The following is a 17,243-nucleotide window of genomic DNA, read 5'->3' on the forward strand; positions in this document are numbered from 1 at the left end:
AGTTATTCACATATCTTTAACCCTAATTTATGCAATATGTTTGTACTATTCACATATATATTAATTAACAAGGTTTTATGTGAATATAGGTCAAAAAGTTTTAGAATCATTAAAAGAAGAGATCAGTGAATTAGAATACAAAAGATATATCAAGCATCTGCACTATGATGAAAAAAAATCTACTTCTGATTTAGCAATATTTTATGCACCCAATGCGCTTGTAGTAAACTGGATAAAAAATAAATACACAGAAAAAATTTCTCACCTATTTGAGGTTAAGTCAGATTTAAAAGTAAAAGTACAAATAACGCTAAAAAATAAAATTGAAAAAAAATCTTCTAAAAAAAGCATTGAAGTAAAAAAAGGAAGCACTCTTTTAAATCCATCTCATTCGTTTAACAACTTTATGGTTGGTGGCTCCAACCAGTTTGCTTATGCTGCTGTAAAGAGTGTAAGTGAAAGTGCTGGGAAGATTTATAACCCACTTTTTATCTATGGTGGTGTTGGACTTGGAAAAACTCACCTTATGCAGGCTGCAGGAAATGTCTTTTTGCAAGAAGGCAAAATAGTTATATATACTTCAGTAGAGCAATTTTTAAATGATTTTACACGCAGTATTAGAAATAATACCATGGAGCGTTTTCGTGAAAAATATCGTAAATGCGATGTTCTATTAATAGATGATATTCAGTTTTTAAGTAATAAAGAGGGTATTCAAGAGGAATTTTTTCATACCTTCGAAGCACTTAAAGGTGATGGAAAACAGATTATATTTACAGCAGATAAACATCCAAAAAAGATAGCAGGACTTGAAGCACGTCTTCAAAGTCGTTTTGAATGGGGGCTTGTTGCTGATATTCAACCACCTGAGCTTGAGACAAAAATAGCCATTATAGAAAAAAAATGTGAAATCAATAAAGTAAAACTCTCAAAAGAGATTGTTAATTATATTGCAACTGTTATAGAGAGTAATGTGCGTGAGATAGAAGGCATTCTTTCAAAACTACATGCCTATTCACAACTTATGAATATAGATATAGATTTAGAGTTTACTAAAAACGTTTTAAAAGATCAACTCCATGAAAAACGAACAAATCTTTCAATGGACACTATTACAGAACTCGTAGCAAAAGACTTAAATATAAAACCAAGTGAAATCCGCTCTAAAGGGCGTAGCAAAAACATAGTTTACGCTAGAAGAGTTTCCATCTATATATGTAGAGAACTAACACAAAACACAATGCCACAACTTGCTAAGTACTTTGGTATGAAAGATCATACTGCAATTAGTCATACTATTAAAAAAATAAATGATTTAATACAAGATGATGAAGATTTTAAAGTAAAAATAGAAGAACTAAGTAACAAAATAACATCCCTCTCTTAAACTTTATACCTGAAATCTATTAAAAAAAGATATAATTCTAAAAGTGAATAAGCGTGAATGAAACTCTAAGCATTCATCACGCTGTAAATGTACAAGTAGTAGGGCTTTGAATATCCTTTTCACGTATTCACTACCCCCTACTACTACATACTAAAATTATAATAATTATATAGGGAATTTCATATGATAATAACTATTTCTAAATCAATTATAGAAAATATACTCATTCATGCAGGACCTTTTTTAGAAAAAAAAGATACTTCACAAATAACTTCACATATTTATATAAATGCTTCAAATTCAACTCTAACTATAAAAGCTACTGACTATGAAATAGGATTTTTAGTTACAACACAAAATGTAAATATAGAAAAAGAGGGTAGCATTACCGCTAATGGTAAAAAGTTTTTAGATATTGTTAGAATACTTAAAGATGGTAATATAAACTTAGAAGTAAAAAATGATATGCTTCATATCTCTCAAGCTCATTCAAACTTTAAATTACCTACATTCTCATTTAATGACTTTCCAGAATTCCCTTCTTATGAAGGTAAAGCACGAATATCAATAGAATCACATACTCTAATAGAATCTCTTAAGAAAATAACGCCAGCCATAGATACAAATAACCCTAAATTTGAATTAAATGGCGCATTAATAGATATAAAAACTGATAGTATTAATTTTGCATCTACAGATACAAGAAGATTAGCAATTGTAACTATCAATAATGAAAGTGAAAATGAACTCTCAATAATCATTCCTAAAAAAGCAATAATTGAAATACAAAAACTCTTTTTTGATAATATTGAACTTTATTATGATGATACAAATTTAATTATACATTCAGAACAATATACTTTTTTTACAAAACTAATAAATGGAAAGTTTCCTGAATATTCAAGAATTATTCCTAAAGAGATTAAAAATTCACTAATTCTGCCAAAAGCTTTAATGATAGACTCTATAAAACAGATAACTACTATTTCTACAGACGTTAAAATTACGTTTTTAAATGAGTTGATCACATTTGAGAGTTTAAGTGATGATAACATTGAAGCAAAAACAGAAATAAGCCACTCCACAGGTTTTAATGAGCCTTTTTCAATTGCTATAAACTCAAAATATTTATTAGATTTTTTAAACTCTATAAACTCTTCAGAATTTAATATCGGACTAAATGAAGGTAATTTACCTTTTATATTAAACGATGAAAACTTCAAAACAGTTGTAATGCCTATCGTTATTTAATTAACGATAGCTTACAAAATCCCCTATAAAACAAACTTTTAGATTAATTTAGATAAAATAACTTCAATTATGCCAATTAAGGCTACTTACGGAGATGTTAATGGAAAATTATGGTGCTAGTAATATTAAAGTTCTTAAAGGACTTGAAGCTGTAAGAAAACGCCCTGGTATGTATATTGGTGATACAGGTCACCGTGGATTACACCACCTTGTATATGAGGTTATAGATAACTCAATAGATGAAGCTATGGCTGGTCATTGTGATACTATCAATGTAACGCTTACAAAAAATGGCACGTGTAAAGTTTCTGATAATGGTCGTGGTATACCAACGGATATGCACCCAACGGAAGGTATGAGTGCCGCTACAGTTGTTTTAACTGTACTTCATGCAGGTGGAAAGTTCGATAAAGATACTTATAAAGTCTCTGGTGGTCTTCATGGTGTTGGTGTTTCTGTTGTAAATGCACTCTCATCTGATCTTAAAATGACTATTCATAGAGAAAAAGAGATATTTGAGCAAGACTTTAAAAAAGGTATACCTCAAGAACCTCTAGCTGTAATAGGTAATACTCGTAAAACTGGAACAACTATAGAATTCTCTCCAGATCCTAGTATATTTACTGAAACAGTAAATTTTGAATTTGATTATTTAGCTCGCCGTTTTAAAGAGTTAGCATACTTAAATCCATTTATTAGCATCGTTTTTAAAGATGAGAGAACAGATGTAACAGAAACATATCACTTCGAAGGTGGTATAGAGCAATATGTACAAGACTTAAATAAAAAAACACTTGTTGCACAGGCTTATTCATTTAGTGGAAAAATTGAAGATATTGAGTTTGATGTTGCTCTTATGTACAATGATTCATATGAAGAAAAGGTTGCGTCATTTGTTAATAACATTCGTACGCCAAATGGTGGTACGCATGAAGCTGGATTTCGCGCAGCGTTAACGCGTGTAATTTCTACATATAACACAAATAATTCTTCAGCAAAAGAAAAAGACGTAAAAATTTCTGGTGATGATACAGGTGAAGGGCTTATTGCAATAGTATCTGCTCGTGTTCCCGAGCCTCAGTTTGAAGGTCAAACAAAAGGAAAACTTGGAAATACTTATGTAAAACCACTTATTCAAAAATCAACTTATGAAATTCTTTCAAAGTATTTTGAAGAAAATCCTATTGAAGCAAAAGCTATAGTTTCTAAAGCACTAATGGCTGCTCGTGGGCGTGAAGCTGCTAAAAAAGCTCGTGAATTAACTCGTAGAAAAGATTCTATGAGCGTTGGAACGCTTCCTGGTAAATTAGCAGATTGTCAAAGTAAAGACGCATCTATCTGTGAACTTTATTTAGTGGAAGGGGATTCTGCAGGTGGTTCGGCAAAAATGGGTAGAGATCGTGTTTTCCAAGCGATATTGCCATTAAAAGGTAAGATTTTAAATGTTGAAAAAGCTAGACTAGAGAAAATTTTAAAATCTGATGAAATTACAAATATGATTACAGCTATGGGCTGTGGAATTGGTGAAGAGTATAATGAAGAGAAGCTACGTTATCACAAGCTTGTAATCATGACGGATGCGGATGTAGATGGTTCTCACATTCAAACGCTACTTTTAACATTCTTCTTTAGACATTTCCGTGATGTAGTTGAAAAAGGATACTTATATCTTGCTCAACCACCTCTTTTTAGATATAAAAAAGGTAAAAAAGAGATTTATTTTAAAGACCAACGCGAAATGAACGACTTTTTAATTGGCAATGGTATTGAATCTTTAGAGAATCAAACATTGGGTCATAACGACCTTGTATCTTACTTTAAAATGGTTGATCATTATGCTGGTTCACTTGAAGCGCTTGACAGAAGATACGCACTTGTAAACCTTATCCGCCACTTCGTAGAAAATCCAGACTTGATTAGTCTTGGTGCAAAAGATTTATATGTTAAAGTTGAAGAATTTTTAAATAGTATCGAAAATAACGTACTAACTAAGACAATCAATGAAGAGGCAAATGAGATTCATATTTTTGTTCAAACAAAAGGTGGAATGGAAGAGCTTCTTATTAATGATGATCTTTTCAGTGCTCCTCACTTTACAGAAGCTAATTATGTATTTAAAAAGATTCAAGAGTGGGAACTAACATTTGAAGAAGATATTTTAGTAGAGCTTGAAAATATTAAAGATTATGCGAAAAAAGGTGCTTATATTCAGCGTTACAAAGGTCTTGGTGAGATGAATCCTGATCAACTTTGGGAAACAACAATGACTCCTGAAAATCGTGTATTACTCCAAGTAACTATAGAAGATGCTGAAGTTGCATCTGATGCATTTACTCTCTTTATGGGAGATGAAGTTGAACCTCGTCGTAACTATATAGAGACTCATGCTAAAGATGTTAAACACCTGGATGTTTAACAGCTATTAATGCTATTACCACAAACTAAAGAGAGGGAGTACCGTTTTAGACTAGCTCTAAGAATGGGACTTCCTATCTTTGCTCTCATTATTGCCCTTGTATCTCACACTCTTGTAGGTAACTATGATACTCTAGAAAGCTCGTTCTATGTTGAATCTATTCTGCTTCTTGTCTTTAGCATCTATTTTATTTTATTTCTTATATATCGTGGTTATGATGTAAAAATAACAGATGATGTGACTAAAACTTTTACACGTGAATATCTTTATAAACATATTAAAAAAAAGCTAAAACTTCAGGGTGATTACACATTAATACTTGTAAGTATTGATAACTTAAATGATATAAATAGGCTTTATGGAATCAACAATGGAGATAAGGTTTTAGAAGAGATATCTCTTTGGATAGCTAATTATCTCAAAAGCCAAAAAATTGAAAACTTCCCTCTTGGACATATTAAAGGGGGAGATTTTATTTTAGGACTAGAGGGACTTAAAAGTGAGTTTACAACTATTTTAGACCTTATGTGTTTAAAATCTAGTGAGTTAAAAGTAGAAAATATAGAGATAAAAATCTCTGGCTCAATCATAGATACTGAGTACTCTAGAGATTTAAACTATTTGGTTGAAAATCTTTTTATATCCCAAGAAGAGAATAGAAACTCAAAAAATACTCAAGCATATGAGCATATAAATCCAAATGAATTAGAACTACTTGTGATTGATGCACTTAAAAATAGAAGCCTTACTATTATGAAACAAGATGTTTTTAAAAATAAGTCTGTAGCTTTTTCAGAGTGTTTTATAAAGCTAAAGGCCAAAAACTCAAAGCTTTTATATCCAAAGAGTTATCTAAAAGTTATAAATAAACTAGGTTTAAATATAGAATATGATTTGATGATATTAGAGCAAGTTTTACTTTTTGCTAGGCATTCACAGACTCCCTATGCTCTTTCGATCTCTCCAACATCATTAAGAAATGAAAAATTTATTGCTAAAACGAAAGAGCTTTTAGAAGAGTCCTATCAAAAAGTTATTTTTATTTTAAGTGAGCAAGAGTATTGTTCACATATTAGTAGATATAATAGCATTCTAAAATCTCTTCAAAAAAGTGGAGTTTTAATTGCTATTGATAGATTAGGAGCAATTCATACAAGTTTTTTATATTTAAGGGAGCTTGATGTTGATATAGTTAGATTTGATAGTTATTACTCAAGTAAAGAGAAATTAAAAGAGAATGAAAATATTATTGATGGCTTTAACCTGATGGCACATGAAAAAGGGATAAAGAGCTGGATAAAAAATATAGAAGAAGATGAAAGTTTTGAACTTGTAAATAAAATGAATATAGACTATAAGCAAGGAAAATATCTCTCATCTTTACAAGAAATTTATGCAAGTTAATAGGAGAATTATAAATGAAGTATGGTGAAAAAATAGTAAATGAGTTTGATGTAGAAAAAGATTTAGAGATATGGCCCAATGAGCATAAACGCGACTATCTAATAAAGATGACTCTACCAGAATTTTCTTGTCTTTGTCCTAGAAGTGGATATCCAGATTTTGCTACTATATATTTAGAGTATACACCTGATGAGTGGGTAGTTGAACTAAAGGCTATAAAACTTTATATAAACTCTTTTCGTAATAAACATGTATCTCATGAGAACTCTGCAAATGAGATTTATGAGCTTTTAGAGAGAAAGCTAAAACCAAAGTACATGAAAGTTGTAGCTGATTACAACCCAAGAGGAAATGTTCATACTGTTATAGAGATCGATAGTTCAAAAATGAGCTCATAAGGAGCAGGTATGTTTGGTAAAATATTATCCAAAAAGAAAAAAGAAGAGGCTAATCCAGTTAGAGAGAAAGTCTCAAAAATGACTATAACAGAGATGAAATCGTATGTTAGAGCACCTGATGTAGAAGAAGAAGATATCTATGAGGTTATGCGAAAATTGACTTTAGAAGATAAGAGTACGAAGCAGCTATACATTAAAAGTGATGACATGGATTCTAAAAAGAAAAAAGCTTTTGATCTTGTCTTACAGATATCTGGTAATGCTAAAGTTTCAGTCGACTCAATAGAGTTGACACAAAAGTTTTTAGAAGTCTATGCAGATATTCTAAAAGATTATGACACAAAACATAAGGATATCTATATATCAAGAATAACAGACTCTATTGATGTCTCTTTAGGAATATTAGAGACACTTACTCAATTAAAGTCAAAAATGGATCTTTTAAAGCAGTAAATCTAACTCTTTTTTTAACCAAGCTTTAGCCTCTTTATAGATGATAAACTTACCTTTTATTTGGGCATCATAGGCAAGAGCTAGGATTTGAGAAAACTTTATAGATGGCTTTAATCCAAGTTCAAGTAAATCTCTCCCTTTTAATAAAGGCTCCGCTTCTTTATTTAAAACACCAAGCTTAGATGCTTTTTCATATATCTCTTTAGACTTTTTTCTGTTTTTACTTAACTCGATAGCCTGTTGAAAGATTAAAAAAAGTTCTATATCTACTTTAGTTGCTAAAAGATAGATATCGTAATCTGTTTTTTGTTCATCAAGAGAGATGTTTTTATGTTTTAGCAAAGGAAATACTGACTCAAACAGTTTTACCTCATTTGTTAATCTTGATAAAAATATTTTTGAATCTCTCTCATTAAAGTAATAGCAAAGTACAGATAACATAAGAGTTATGTTTGTTTTGTTATTATTGATGGTAAATCTTTTTAGGTGGTCTATAGAGTTAAGAGTAGATAAAAATTCATCTTGAGAAAGCAAAGCAAACTCTCTGAAATAAGAAAATCCTCCCATCTCTTTAAGTAGTAAAAATCCTTTTGATGGTTTAGTAGACTTAAAAAAAAGTTTTTTTATTTCATCAAAAACTCTCTCTTTTGGAAGTTCATCTAAGAGAGACTCATTTATCATCGCTCTGCATTTCATTAAAAGCATATCATCTATTTTTAGGTTAAATCTAGAGCTAAACTGAATAGCTCTTAAGACTCGTAGTGGATCATCAGCAAACTTTATAATGTCTACTGCTTTTAATATTTTTAGTTTTAAGTCTTCTCTACCATTAAAAGGGTCTAATATTTTTCTCTCTTGTACATCGTAGCCAATAGCATTTATAGTAAAGTCACGCCTGCTTGTTGCAGTTTTAAAGTCTAAGTGGTTTTCTACTAAAACATTAAAACCTTTGTGTCCTGAGGATATTTTACTTTCACTTCGAGGTAGAGAGAAGTCTATATCTAAATCCTTCAAAGTGAGTTTACACACCCCAAAACTTTTACCTACACTGTTAACCCTGCCAAACTCTTGTAGGATGTTTTCTAAATTTTCAAAGTTTTTTACGCCATAAAGTTCAATATCTATATCTTTAGAGTCAATATTTAAGATTTTATCTCGTACATAACCACCAATAATTATGGGTTTTATGCTAAATTTCTTTAGTTTATCAAAGATTTTTTCTAAATTATTTGGATAATCAATCATAGTTCACTTTTTTTAAAGATAAATATTTTGTTTTTAGAAAATAATAATATTTCTATTTTTCTTTGAATAATAAAAGATTATGCTTTTATTATAATGCTTAAGAGTGTGTAATTACAATTTTAACATCTAAGTATATCACTTATTTTACAAGTCTCTTATATTTATTTGGGTATAATCGCGAAAATAATTGAGATGCTCTGTTTTTAAGTAGAACACTCTTCTAGAAAATCTTTCCCAAAAAGGAAACCCTAATGCAAAAAATTAGAAACATCGCCGTAATCGCTCACGTTGACCACGGTAAAACTACACTCGTTGATGGACTGCTAGAACAGTCTGGTACATTTGGTTCACATGAAGCACATGATGAAAGAGCTATGGATAGCAATGACTTAGAAAAAGAACGTGGAATTACGATTCTTTCTAAAAATACAGCTATTCGCTATAAAGACTATAAGATTAACATTATTGATACTCCGGGTCACGCTGACTTCGGTGGTGAAGTTGAACGTGTTCTTAAAATGGTTGATGGTGTTTTAATTCTAGTTGATGCTTATGAGGGTGTTATGCCTCAAACTAAGTTTGTTTGTAAAAAAATGTTAGCACTTGGTAAAATGCCAATCGTTGTAATTAATAAAATTGATAAACCTTCTGCTGATTGTGACCGTGTTGCTGATGAGATGTTTGACCTTTTTGCAGATATGGGTGCTACAGATGAGCAACAAGATTTCCCAATCATTTATGCTGCTGCACGTGATGGTATAGCAAAACTTGATATGGATGATCCTGATGGAAACTTTGAGTGTATATTTGAGACTATTTTAAGTCACATACCTGAACCAGAAGGTTCTCCTGATAATCCACTTCAATCACAAGTATTTACACTTGATTATGATAACTATGTTGGAAAAATCGGTATTTCTCGTATTTTCAATGGTACTGTAAATAAGGGTGATAACATCATGCTTGCAAAAGCTGATGGTGAATTTGTTAAAGGTAAGATTACTAAACTTATTGGTTTTCATGGTCTTAACCGTATGGAAATTGAGCAAGCTGAAGCTGGTGATATCGTTGCATTTGCTGGTATGGAGACTGTTGACGTTGGAGATACTGTTTGTGATCCAGTTAATCCAGTTGCACTTGACCCAATGCATGTTGAAGAGCCAACACTAACAGTTGTTTTTGCAGTTAATGATTCTCCACTAGCTGGTAAAGAGGGTAAACACGTAACTTCAAACAAACTTCGTGAGCGTTTAGAGTTTGAGATGAACACTAACGTTGCTATGAGACTTGAAGTTGTTGGTGAGGGTAAATTTAAAGTTTCAGGTCGTGGTGAGCTTCAGATTACTGTTCTTGCTGAAAATATGCGTCGTGAAAACTTTGAGTTTTCTATCTCTCGTCCTGAGGTTATCAAAAAAGAGATTGAAGGTGTTAAGTGTGAGCCATTTGAGCATTTAGTTATTGATGTTCCTGAAGAATTATCTGGTGGTGTTATTGAGCGTCTTGGTAAGCGTAAGGCTGAGATGAAGTCAATGCTACCAATGGGTTCAGGTTTCCAAAGAATCGAGTTTGAAATTCCTGCTCGTGCACTTATCGGTTTCCGTGGTCAGTTTTTAACTGATACTAAAGGCGAGGGTGTAATGAATCACTCTTTCTTAGAGTTCCGTCCATTTAGTGGAACAGTTGAATCACGTTCATATGGTGCACTTATCTCTATGACTCCAGGTTCAACTCTCGCATTCTCACTATTTGGTATTCAAGATCGTGGTGTTCTTTTCATCGGTGTTCAGACTGAAGTATACGAAGGTATGATTATTGGTGAGCACTCTCGTCAAAATGACCTTGTAGTTAACCCTATTAAAGGTAAAGCACAGTCAAATGTACGTTCATCAGGTGCTGATGAAGCTATTAAACTTATTCCACCTCGTGATATGTCACTAGAGCGTGCTCTAGAGTGGATTGAAGATGATGAAATTCTTGAGGTTACACCTAAGTCTATTCGTATCCGTAAAAAATTCTTAACAGAAGCAGAACGTAAACGTAACTCTCGTAAGTAGTCGTTACTTCTTACATGTCACACAATGTGACATGTAAGTCTAAGGGTTTAAAGATTTAAACTCTTAGTTTTGGCACTGACCTTTTCCTTGACCCCTAGCATTAGCACTATTTTTCCCTTGACCTTTTCCTTTCATGCTTTTAGTATTATTACAATTACCTCTACCACAATCTGGACTTGATGTAGATATATTAGATACTAACCAGTTTGCAACTATGTCTAGTTCAGCTTCAGTGATATTTTCTTTTTGAGAGGGCATAACGCCAAATCTTCTTACACTTCTACATACTGCTTTATCTGCTGTGGGGTTCATTGTAAATGATTTTATATGAGAGAGAAGCTCTTCATCACTTTTCATAGCTTCTCTTAGATGAAATATAACACCTTGTATTGGCGGAGCAAGCATAGTGGACATATCATCCGGTCTTTGCATGGTATGACAGAGGGCACATTTGTTTGTAAATAGCTCTTCACCTGAAGATGCCAAGAGTTGAGTATATGTTAATGAAAGAGAGAGAGTTAAAAGTAGGCTTGATAGTTTCATGGTAATAAATCCTTATTTTATATATAGTAGATTATACTTACTTTGTGTTAGGCTAATATTAACTCTAGATGCTCGCATGACCCTTCACAAAGAGCTTCATAAGTGCTCCAGTGAGAGTAAGGTTCATAATCATAGCAACTATAACAGTTACTCCTGTTATTAGTCCAAAGTTATATAGGTTAGTCATACTAGCAAACATAAAAACCAAAAATCCTGAGCTTAAAACAATGGAGGTGATGAAAATTGCTCTACCTGTAGAGTGTAGGGTCAATCTTATAGCTTCATCCACATCGTTGTGTAGAATATAGTAGCGTTTAAAATTATGCATATAGTGAATGGTGTCATCAACTACCATACCTATGGCTATTGCACCGATTAGGATTGTAAACATATCTAGAGGTAACTCATAAACATACATGAATGCTATACCAAACATAATTGGTGTTAGGTTTGGTATCATGCTCAGTAATCCAAGTTTTAAATTTCCTATTAGCACAACCATAAGAACTGCTATAACTACAAACGCAATAAGATAACTCTCTAATGAACTCTCAATTGACTTGGTGATAGTAGTGGCGAGTATAGGGAGTATCCCAGTTATACCAACAGTGGCTTTATCTTTAAACTCACTCTCAAGTAGATTCGTTAGTTTATCTATCATATCTAGATACTCAATAGCATCAACCCATGGTGCTTTTATGGAGAGTCTTGTTTTGCTAAACTGTGAGTCGACTATCTGCTCTAAATCATCACTTCCGCTATTTTCAAAGAGCAGAAACTCTTGTGCTATGAGCTCTCTATTTTGTGGAATGGTGTAAAATTCGGGCCTATTTTCATTTAACGCCATGTTTATTTCACGAAGAACATCATTGATAGAGACTATTTTACCTATAAAGTAGTTCTCCCCTTTGTAGGTATATATCTCTTTTGTTACTCTCTCAATGGAATTTAAAAACTCAGGATTATAAACACCATTTTCTTTGCCAGTATCTAAAACAACTTCGATTGTGATAGAGCCTCTTAACTCTTTGTCTATAGTCTCAGTATTTATACGAACCTGATTATCTTCTTTAAACCATTCTAGAGGGTTATGTGAAAATCTCATCTGTATGGCAAAAACTAAAGAGACAACAATGATAACTACAGCAGCACCAATGATACTTTTGTAGTAATTTATAGAGAAGTTAGCGATTTTTATCATAAAGGAGTCTAAAAAACTATCGCTATCTTGAGACTTGTGTTTCATTGGAGTCAGTGAGAGCATTAAGGGAATAAAAACAAGTGTAAGGATAAGAGCTAAAGTGACACCAAGGGCTGAAAATATTCCAAGACTTGCTACTGGTGCAATATCTGAGATGCTAAATGAGAGAAGAGATGCAGCTGTGGTAAACGAGGTCATAACTACGGCTAATCCAGAGTGGCCAATAGCATAAGCGATGGAATAGTTTTTATCTCCTGTTTCATCATACTTATGATAAAAAATCGAGAGTATGTGTATACTATCACCAATGGCAACTGCCAAAAGTAAGGAGGGCAGAATCTGTGTCATAGATGTTATAGGATATCCCAGCAGAGCCATACTCCCTATAGTAGCTACAAGCGTGAGAATAACAACAAGAAGGGGAACAATAATGCCACTGACTCTAACAAAGGTAATAAAGAGCAAAATAGAGATAGTTAAAACTACATAGAGGATAAATTTAGACATATCACTCATGAGGGTTGATTGTAGGTTTTTGGTAACTATGGGTGAGCCAGCATTATATATTTTAAAGTTATCGTCTTCGTACTTCTTTAAAATCTCCTCCAAAACAAGTATGAGTTCATTGCTCTCATTTGCTGTAATGAACTCTAGTTTTACGTCACTACTTGAATCCTCAAAACCCTCACTTAGTGGATCAAAATTATCGGCTCCGAGTGATGAGTATGTATTTGTGGTTATCATTATGGTTGTAAAGGTAGCATCTGCATTTAAATAGAGGTCTTTGTAAATAGCATTACTTTGAGCAAACTCTTTTATGGCGTTTAGTTTTTCCTGCTTAGTAGGTATGCCATCGACAAAGAGGTCTTCGACTATAAGTGCACTCTCGTTACCAACTGTCTTTCTAGCATTTTGGAGTGAATCTACCTCTTTTATGTAGGGTAAATTATCTTTAATCTCCTTGTGGAGTTTGAAGAGTTTTTCTAAAAACTTTTTATCAAAAATATCCTCTGTTTTTATGGCGACTATTATCTTCTCATCGCGACCAAATTGATTACGAAAGTCATTATAGAGGAGTATTTTTGGGTCATCTTTATATAAAAACCCCTCTGTCGATGTGTCAAAAGTAATATTTGGTATATTTGATGCGAGAGTAAAAATCATTAAGAGAGTTAAAAAAAGTGTTTTAAGTCTATGTTTGATTATAAAGTAAGAGAAACTCTCAAATTTTTTTTCTACCTGTAGGCGCCAGTTTGATTGCATAATAAATCCTTGATCGAATTTTCTTATAGATTGTAGTCAGTTTATGTTAAGTGATTGTTAAATTATACTTAGTCTAAAAGTTCAAGCATCTCTATGGCTTCTTCTACACCTTCGTTGGAGGCTTTTGTAAACCAATATTTTGCTTTTGTTATATCTATGACTGTTGTATCGCTTCCCTTGTAAAATAGCCAGCCAAGCATAAGCATAGCATCTTTGTCACCATTGTTTGCTGACTTTTCATACCAGTGAGATGCCTTTTGTAGATCTTTTTCACCAAGCTTACCATTTTTATATGCAGTTGCTAGTAAAAAAGCGGCAGAGTTATCTCCTGCGTTTGCTAAGTTTTCTAACTCAAGTAAAACACTCTTGTTAGTGTGGAGTTTGTTACTCTCATATAACTCAAGTGCCTGTTCAATGACTAGCGGAACACAGAGCAGAAGGGTAGTGACAAAAAGAGAGAGAAAGAGTCTACTTAGTTTCATAGTTGTACACCAAGTTTAAAAGTAACATAGTTCTATCTTCACTCAAAAGATCTCTATCATCCACATCCATATAAACTACACCACCGCTAATTGAGAACTCTCTATTAAGCTCATAGCCCCCATAGAGATCTATCTCCCTAGAGAAGAGCTTATTAGCATCTGTTTGAAATATATCATTATAGATACTACTTCCTACTACAGTTTCGAGATAGAATTTACTAGCATTATATCTATATTTAAAAAAACTATTTTTAGCACTGCTTCTATCTACTTGATTACCAAGGTAGAAATTGCCAAAGATATAGCTTCCCATACTAAGCATTGTATAGAGTCCATTCTCTCCTGTAAGGGATGCTCCAAGGGCCATATAGTGGTTTTTGTAAAGGTACTCAATAGAGGCATCAAGAAATGATTCATGATAAGCATATGAAGATGAGTCGTCTCCAACAAGACTTGTGTAGCCAAGATTAAAACCAAAGTTTTTATAAATATATGCGAGGTTAGCACCCGACATTGTAAATGAGTTCTCGATACAGTAACTATAAAGATGAAGCTGTAAATTTCTATCTTCTATAGAAAATATACTACCAAACATCCCCTCAAGTGAGCTAGAGTCTGTTTGTAGTTTTGTTTGTGCATAGTAGTTATAATAAAGCTGTTCATAGTTGTAGGCCCAAAAAGTTTGTAAGCTATAGATGCCATATGTATACATAAATATAGCTCCGTCCATAGAGCCAGATATCCAGTCATAGTTTATATCATTTTTGCCAAGAGTTATAGTGAAGTTTTTATTTTGGTAGTTAAGAGAAGCTTCGCTGATCATAGCACGGTTAAGTTCCTTAGACGTTTGGCGTAGAGTTAGATTTGAAGTTGAGTCATAGTTGTCTTCATAAAAAATGTAGTTGGCTTTAGCACCTAAAAGAGTATAAAAGTTTTCATTAAAATCGTAGGCTATACTTAAGTGTGAGTAGAGAGAGCTGTTTGTTTGTGAGTCTGTAGAGTTGTTTTTGGGTAGTATAGTTTCTGCTTCAGCATGCGCGATAGTGTTAAGCCATACAGTATAGTCTTGTGCTAAAAGATGGATCTGTAGAAGTAAAACTATAAGAAGCTTATTCATTCCAAGTTACTCCCATCTTAGTGATTACCTCTTCCTGGTGGCCTAGCATCGATGGAGATATTAGGACTTATCCTCTCTTGAAATGTATCTAGTTTCATTTTAGCCTTAGCTTGATACTCTCCAGTGCTATGATTTGTAGGAGAATTCTCTAATAAACGAGTTCTATTTTGAGCCTTAAAAAAAGTGTCATGATTCATAGTTGTTGATTTTTTATACTTTAATCTTCTGTTTTGTTTGTTAGTGATAGTTCTTTGTGTATGAAGCTCTTTAAACTCAGCTAGAGTTGCATAGCGTTCACTCTGACGCAAAGACTCCATGCTCAGAGCAAAAACATTTGTAGCGAGTAAAAAAAATGAGATAAAAGTTAATGTTTTCATAGGAGTATTATACTTAGTTAAAATGTAGTTAGTGTGTAATGCTAGATATATCAAAACTAAACGTAGTTCCATTACCCAACTGCGAGTTTATGTTTATCTTTACTTTATGCATTATAGCTATTTGGTAAACTAAAAAGAGACCCAGACCTAGGCCATCTACTTTTGTAGACTCTCTATAGTATTTCTCAAAAACCATTTTAGGATTTTTTATTCCCTCTCCTCTGTCAACTACCTTGAGCTCATTTCCTCTAAGCTCTATGGTGACGTTCTGATCTTGTTTGGAGTATTTTATGGCGTTTATTACTACATTGTCTATCATTCTAAGTAGAGCAATTTCATCTGCATTTACAGATATCCTCTCCCCTATAACATTCACATTTATGTTAGTTTTAAGATCATTCCAATAGCCTTGGCGTTCTTGGAGTTTAGAAAAAAGGTCAAACTTCTTTTTTTGTAGTTCATAGTGGTGGATTTTCAGTGTAAAAAGAAGTTGTTCTTCAAGGTTTTCTATATGCTCGCTTGCTTGGATGATGCGTCTATTTTTAGCGATGAGTTTTTCATCATCAAGTCGGCGTGCTATTGACTGGGCATTGAGTTTTACTATACTAAGTGGAGTATTGATGTCGTGGACTATTCCATTTATAAAACTATCCATTCTCTCTACCGAGTCACGAACAGGCTTGAGTGAAATCCTAGCAAGGATAAAACCTGCTCCAAGTGTAAAGATAAGTGTTAAGAGCGATGTATAAAGAAGAGTCTCTGTTGTTTTACTCATATCTGGTCGGGAGCTTTGCATCTCACAAATTTCTTCATTTTGAAGTAGAGAGTTGATGCGTTTGCACTCATTAAACGCCAACATTACTTCAACTCTTTTCTCTTTAAATAGGCGTTGGCGTTCTTGGAAATAGTATAAAGATGCAAGAGCTATAAACATAAGCATAAAAACTGATGTATAGATAAGAAAAAAGCGTATAAAACTTCCCCTCTCATAAGACTTTAAAGCGATAACCAACTCCTTTTACATTTTCAATCTCTGCATAACCCTCTATGTGGCGTTTAATATTTTTTATATAGGTTCTAAAGGTAGCTATAGTTATAGGGTTGTCGCTATAAAGTATGTTAATGATATCTTGAGCAGAATTAATTTGATGTAAATTAACGCAGAGATACTCAAGTATGGAGAACTCTTTAACAGGAATGTTTATGGCGTTATCATCGCAAATGATAGTTTTATTTACGGAATCTATGGCAAATCTATTTGAGAGTTGAAGTGCAGTTGTTTTTGGGAGTTTAGACTCTATACGTAGCAGGAGTTCATCTAAGTCAAAAGGCTTTTTGATATAGTCATCAGCACCGGCTTTGAAGCCTTTTTTCATGTCGTTTATCTGGTTGAGAGAGGTTAAAAAGAGAGCGGGAGTTTTGTCGCCGCTCTCTCGTAGTGACTCTAAGAGTTCAAAGCCATCTATATCTCCCTCTACATTTACATCAAAAAGGTAGAGGTCAAACTTTTCATCATAAGAGAGTTCACTTGCATCATCTGAGCTGCTCACCCAAGATACCTCATAAGAGATATCTTCAAGCTCTTCAATAACACTTTGTGCTAAGTTTTTATCATCTTCCATAAAGAGTATTTTCATTCTATAAACACCTAG

At 33.1% G+C, this 17,243-nt stretch carries 15 protein-coding genes; 7 read left to right on the plus strand and 8 right to left on the minus strand.

Features of this window, described 5'->3' with window-relative positions; genetic code table 11:
- Nucleotides 1-79 precede the first annotated feature (79 nt).
- The 6 genes from dnaA to GJV85_RS00030 all read left to right on the plus strand — a co-directional run bounded on the left by dnaA (nt 80) and on the right by GJV85_RS00030 (nt 7,309).
- A complete protein-coding gene (gene dnaA, locus GJV85_RS00005; RefSeq protein ID WP_207561843.1) occupies nt 80-1,387 on the plus strand; it encodes a chromosomal replication initiator protein DnaA in 1,308 nt (435 codons plus the stop codon).
- Between the two features lie 183 nt (nt 1,388-1,570).
- Nucleotides 1,571-2,638: a DNA polymerase III subunit beta gene (dnaN, locus tag GJV85_RS00010; protein WP_207561844.1), complete on the plus strand. Its 1,068-nt coding sequence runs from the start codon at nt 1,571-1,573 to the stop codon at nt 2,636-2,638.
- Nucleotides 2,639-2,738: 100 nt separating this feature from the next.
- The gene (gene gyrB, locus GJV85_RS00015; RefSeq protein WP_207561845.1) at nt 2,739-5,054 is read left to right on the plus strand and encodes a DNA topoisomerase (ATP-hydrolyzing) subunit B; all 2,316 of its coding nucleotides are present in this window, start codon (nt 2,739-2,741) and stop codon (nt 5,052-5,054) included.
- 9 nt (nt 5,055-5,063) lie between these two features.
- Entirely contained in the window at nt 5,064-6,458 is a 1,395-nt protein-coding gene (locus GJV85_RS00020; RefSeq protein WP_242689800.1) for an EAL domain-containing protein, read from the plus strand.
- A 14-nt stretch (nt 6,459-6,472) separates the two neighbouring features.
- Complete coding sequence (gene queF, locus GJV85_RS00025) at nt 6,473-6,856, plus strand: preQ(1) synthase (RefSeq protein ID WP_207561846.1); 384 nt, start codon at nt 6,473-6,475, stop codon at nt 6,854-6,856.
- Between the two features lie 9 nt (nt 6,857-6,865).
- Nucleotides 6,866-7,309, plus strand: coding sequence for a hypothetical protein (locus tag GJV85_RS00030; protein ID WP_207561847.1), 444 nt, complete (start codon nt 6,866-6,868; stop codon nt 7,307-7,309).
- Here GJV85_RS00030 and GJV85_RS00035 read toward each other — a convergent pair.
- The gene (locus GJV85_RS00035) at nt 7,298-8,554 is read right to left on the minus strand and encodes a CCA tRNA nucleotidyltransferase (protein WP_207561848.1); all 1,257 of its coding nucleotides are present in this window, start codon (nt 8,552-8,554) and stop codon (nt 7,298-7,300) included. The two genes, GJV85_RS00030 and GJV85_RS00035, sit on opposite strands and share 12 nt — an antisense overlap.
- A 251-nt stretch (nt 8,555-8,805) precedes the next feature.
- Between GJV85_RS00035 and typA the strand changes: the two genes are divergently transcribed.
- Nucleotides 8,806-10,608 (plus strand): translational GTPase TypA, encoded by a 1,803-nt coding sequence (gene typA, locus GJV85_RS00040; protein WP_207561849.1) that lies wholly within the window; start codon nt 8,806-8,808, stop codon nt 10,606-10,608.
- A 63-nt stretch (nt 10,609-10,671) separates the two neighbouring features.
- On the opposite strand, the gene GJV85_RS00045 is transcribed toward typA, so the two are convergent.
- The 7 genes from GJV85_RS00045 to GJV85_RS00075 all read right to left on the minus strand — a co-directional run bounded on the left by GJV85_RS00045 (nt 10,672) and on the right by GJV85_RS00075 (nt 17,228).
- Nucleotides 10,672-11,151 carry a c-type cytochrome gene (locus GJV85_RS00045; protein WP_207561850.1) on the minus strand — a complete coding sequence of 160 codons (480 nt, stop codon included), beginning with the start codon at nt 11,149-11,151 and terminating at the stop codon, nt 10,672-10,674.
- Nucleotides 11,152-11,215: 64 nt separating this feature from the next.
- Nucleotides 11,216-13,615, minus strand: coding sequence for an efflux RND transporter permease subunit (locus tag GJV85_RS00050; protein WP_207561851.1), 2,400 nt, complete (start codon nt 13,613-13,615; stop codon nt 11,216-11,218).
- Between the two features lie 68 nt (nt 13,616-13,683).
- On the minus strand, nt 13,684-14,097 hold the full coding sequence (locus tag GJV85_RS00055; protein ID WP_207561852.1) for a tetratricopeptide repeat protein: 414 nt from the start codon (nt 14,095-14,097) through the stop codon (nt 13,684-13,686).
- A complete protein-coding gene (locus GJV85_RS00060; RefSeq protein ID WP_207561853.1) occupies nt 14,084-15,214 on the minus strand; it encodes an outer membrane family protein in 1,131 nt (376 codons plus the stop codon). The genes GJV85_RS00055 and GJV85_RS00060 overlap by 14 nt, the downstream gene beginning before the upstream one ends.
- 17 nt (nt 15,215-15,231) lie before the next feature.
- The gene (locus GJV85_RS00065; protein WP_207561854.1) at nt 15,232-15,591 is read right to left on the minus strand and encodes a hypothetical protein; all 360 of its coding nucleotides are present in this window, start codon (nt 15,589-15,591) and stop codon (nt 15,232-15,234) included.
- 28 nt (nt 15,592-15,619) lie between these two features.
- Entirely contained in the window at nt 15,620-16,603 is a 984-nt protein-coding gene (locus tag GJV85_RS00070) for a sensor histidine kinase (protein ID WP_207561855.1), read from the minus strand.
- A complete protein-coding gene (locus GJV85_RS00075; RefSeq protein WP_207561856.1) occupies nt 16,578-17,228 on the minus strand; it encodes a response regulator transcription factor in 651 nt (216 codons plus the stop codon). Before GJV85_RS00075 ends, GJV85_RS00070 begins: the two co-directional genes overlap by 26 nt.
- Between the last annotated feature and the right edge of the window lie 15 nt (nt 17,229-17,243).

The organism is Sulfurimonas aquatica, from assembly GCF_017357825.1.
In the GTDB taxonomy this organism is placed as follows: domain Bacteria; phylum Campylobacterota; class Campylobacteria; order Campylobacterales; family Sulfurimonadaceae; genus Sulfurimonas; species Sulfurimonas aquatica.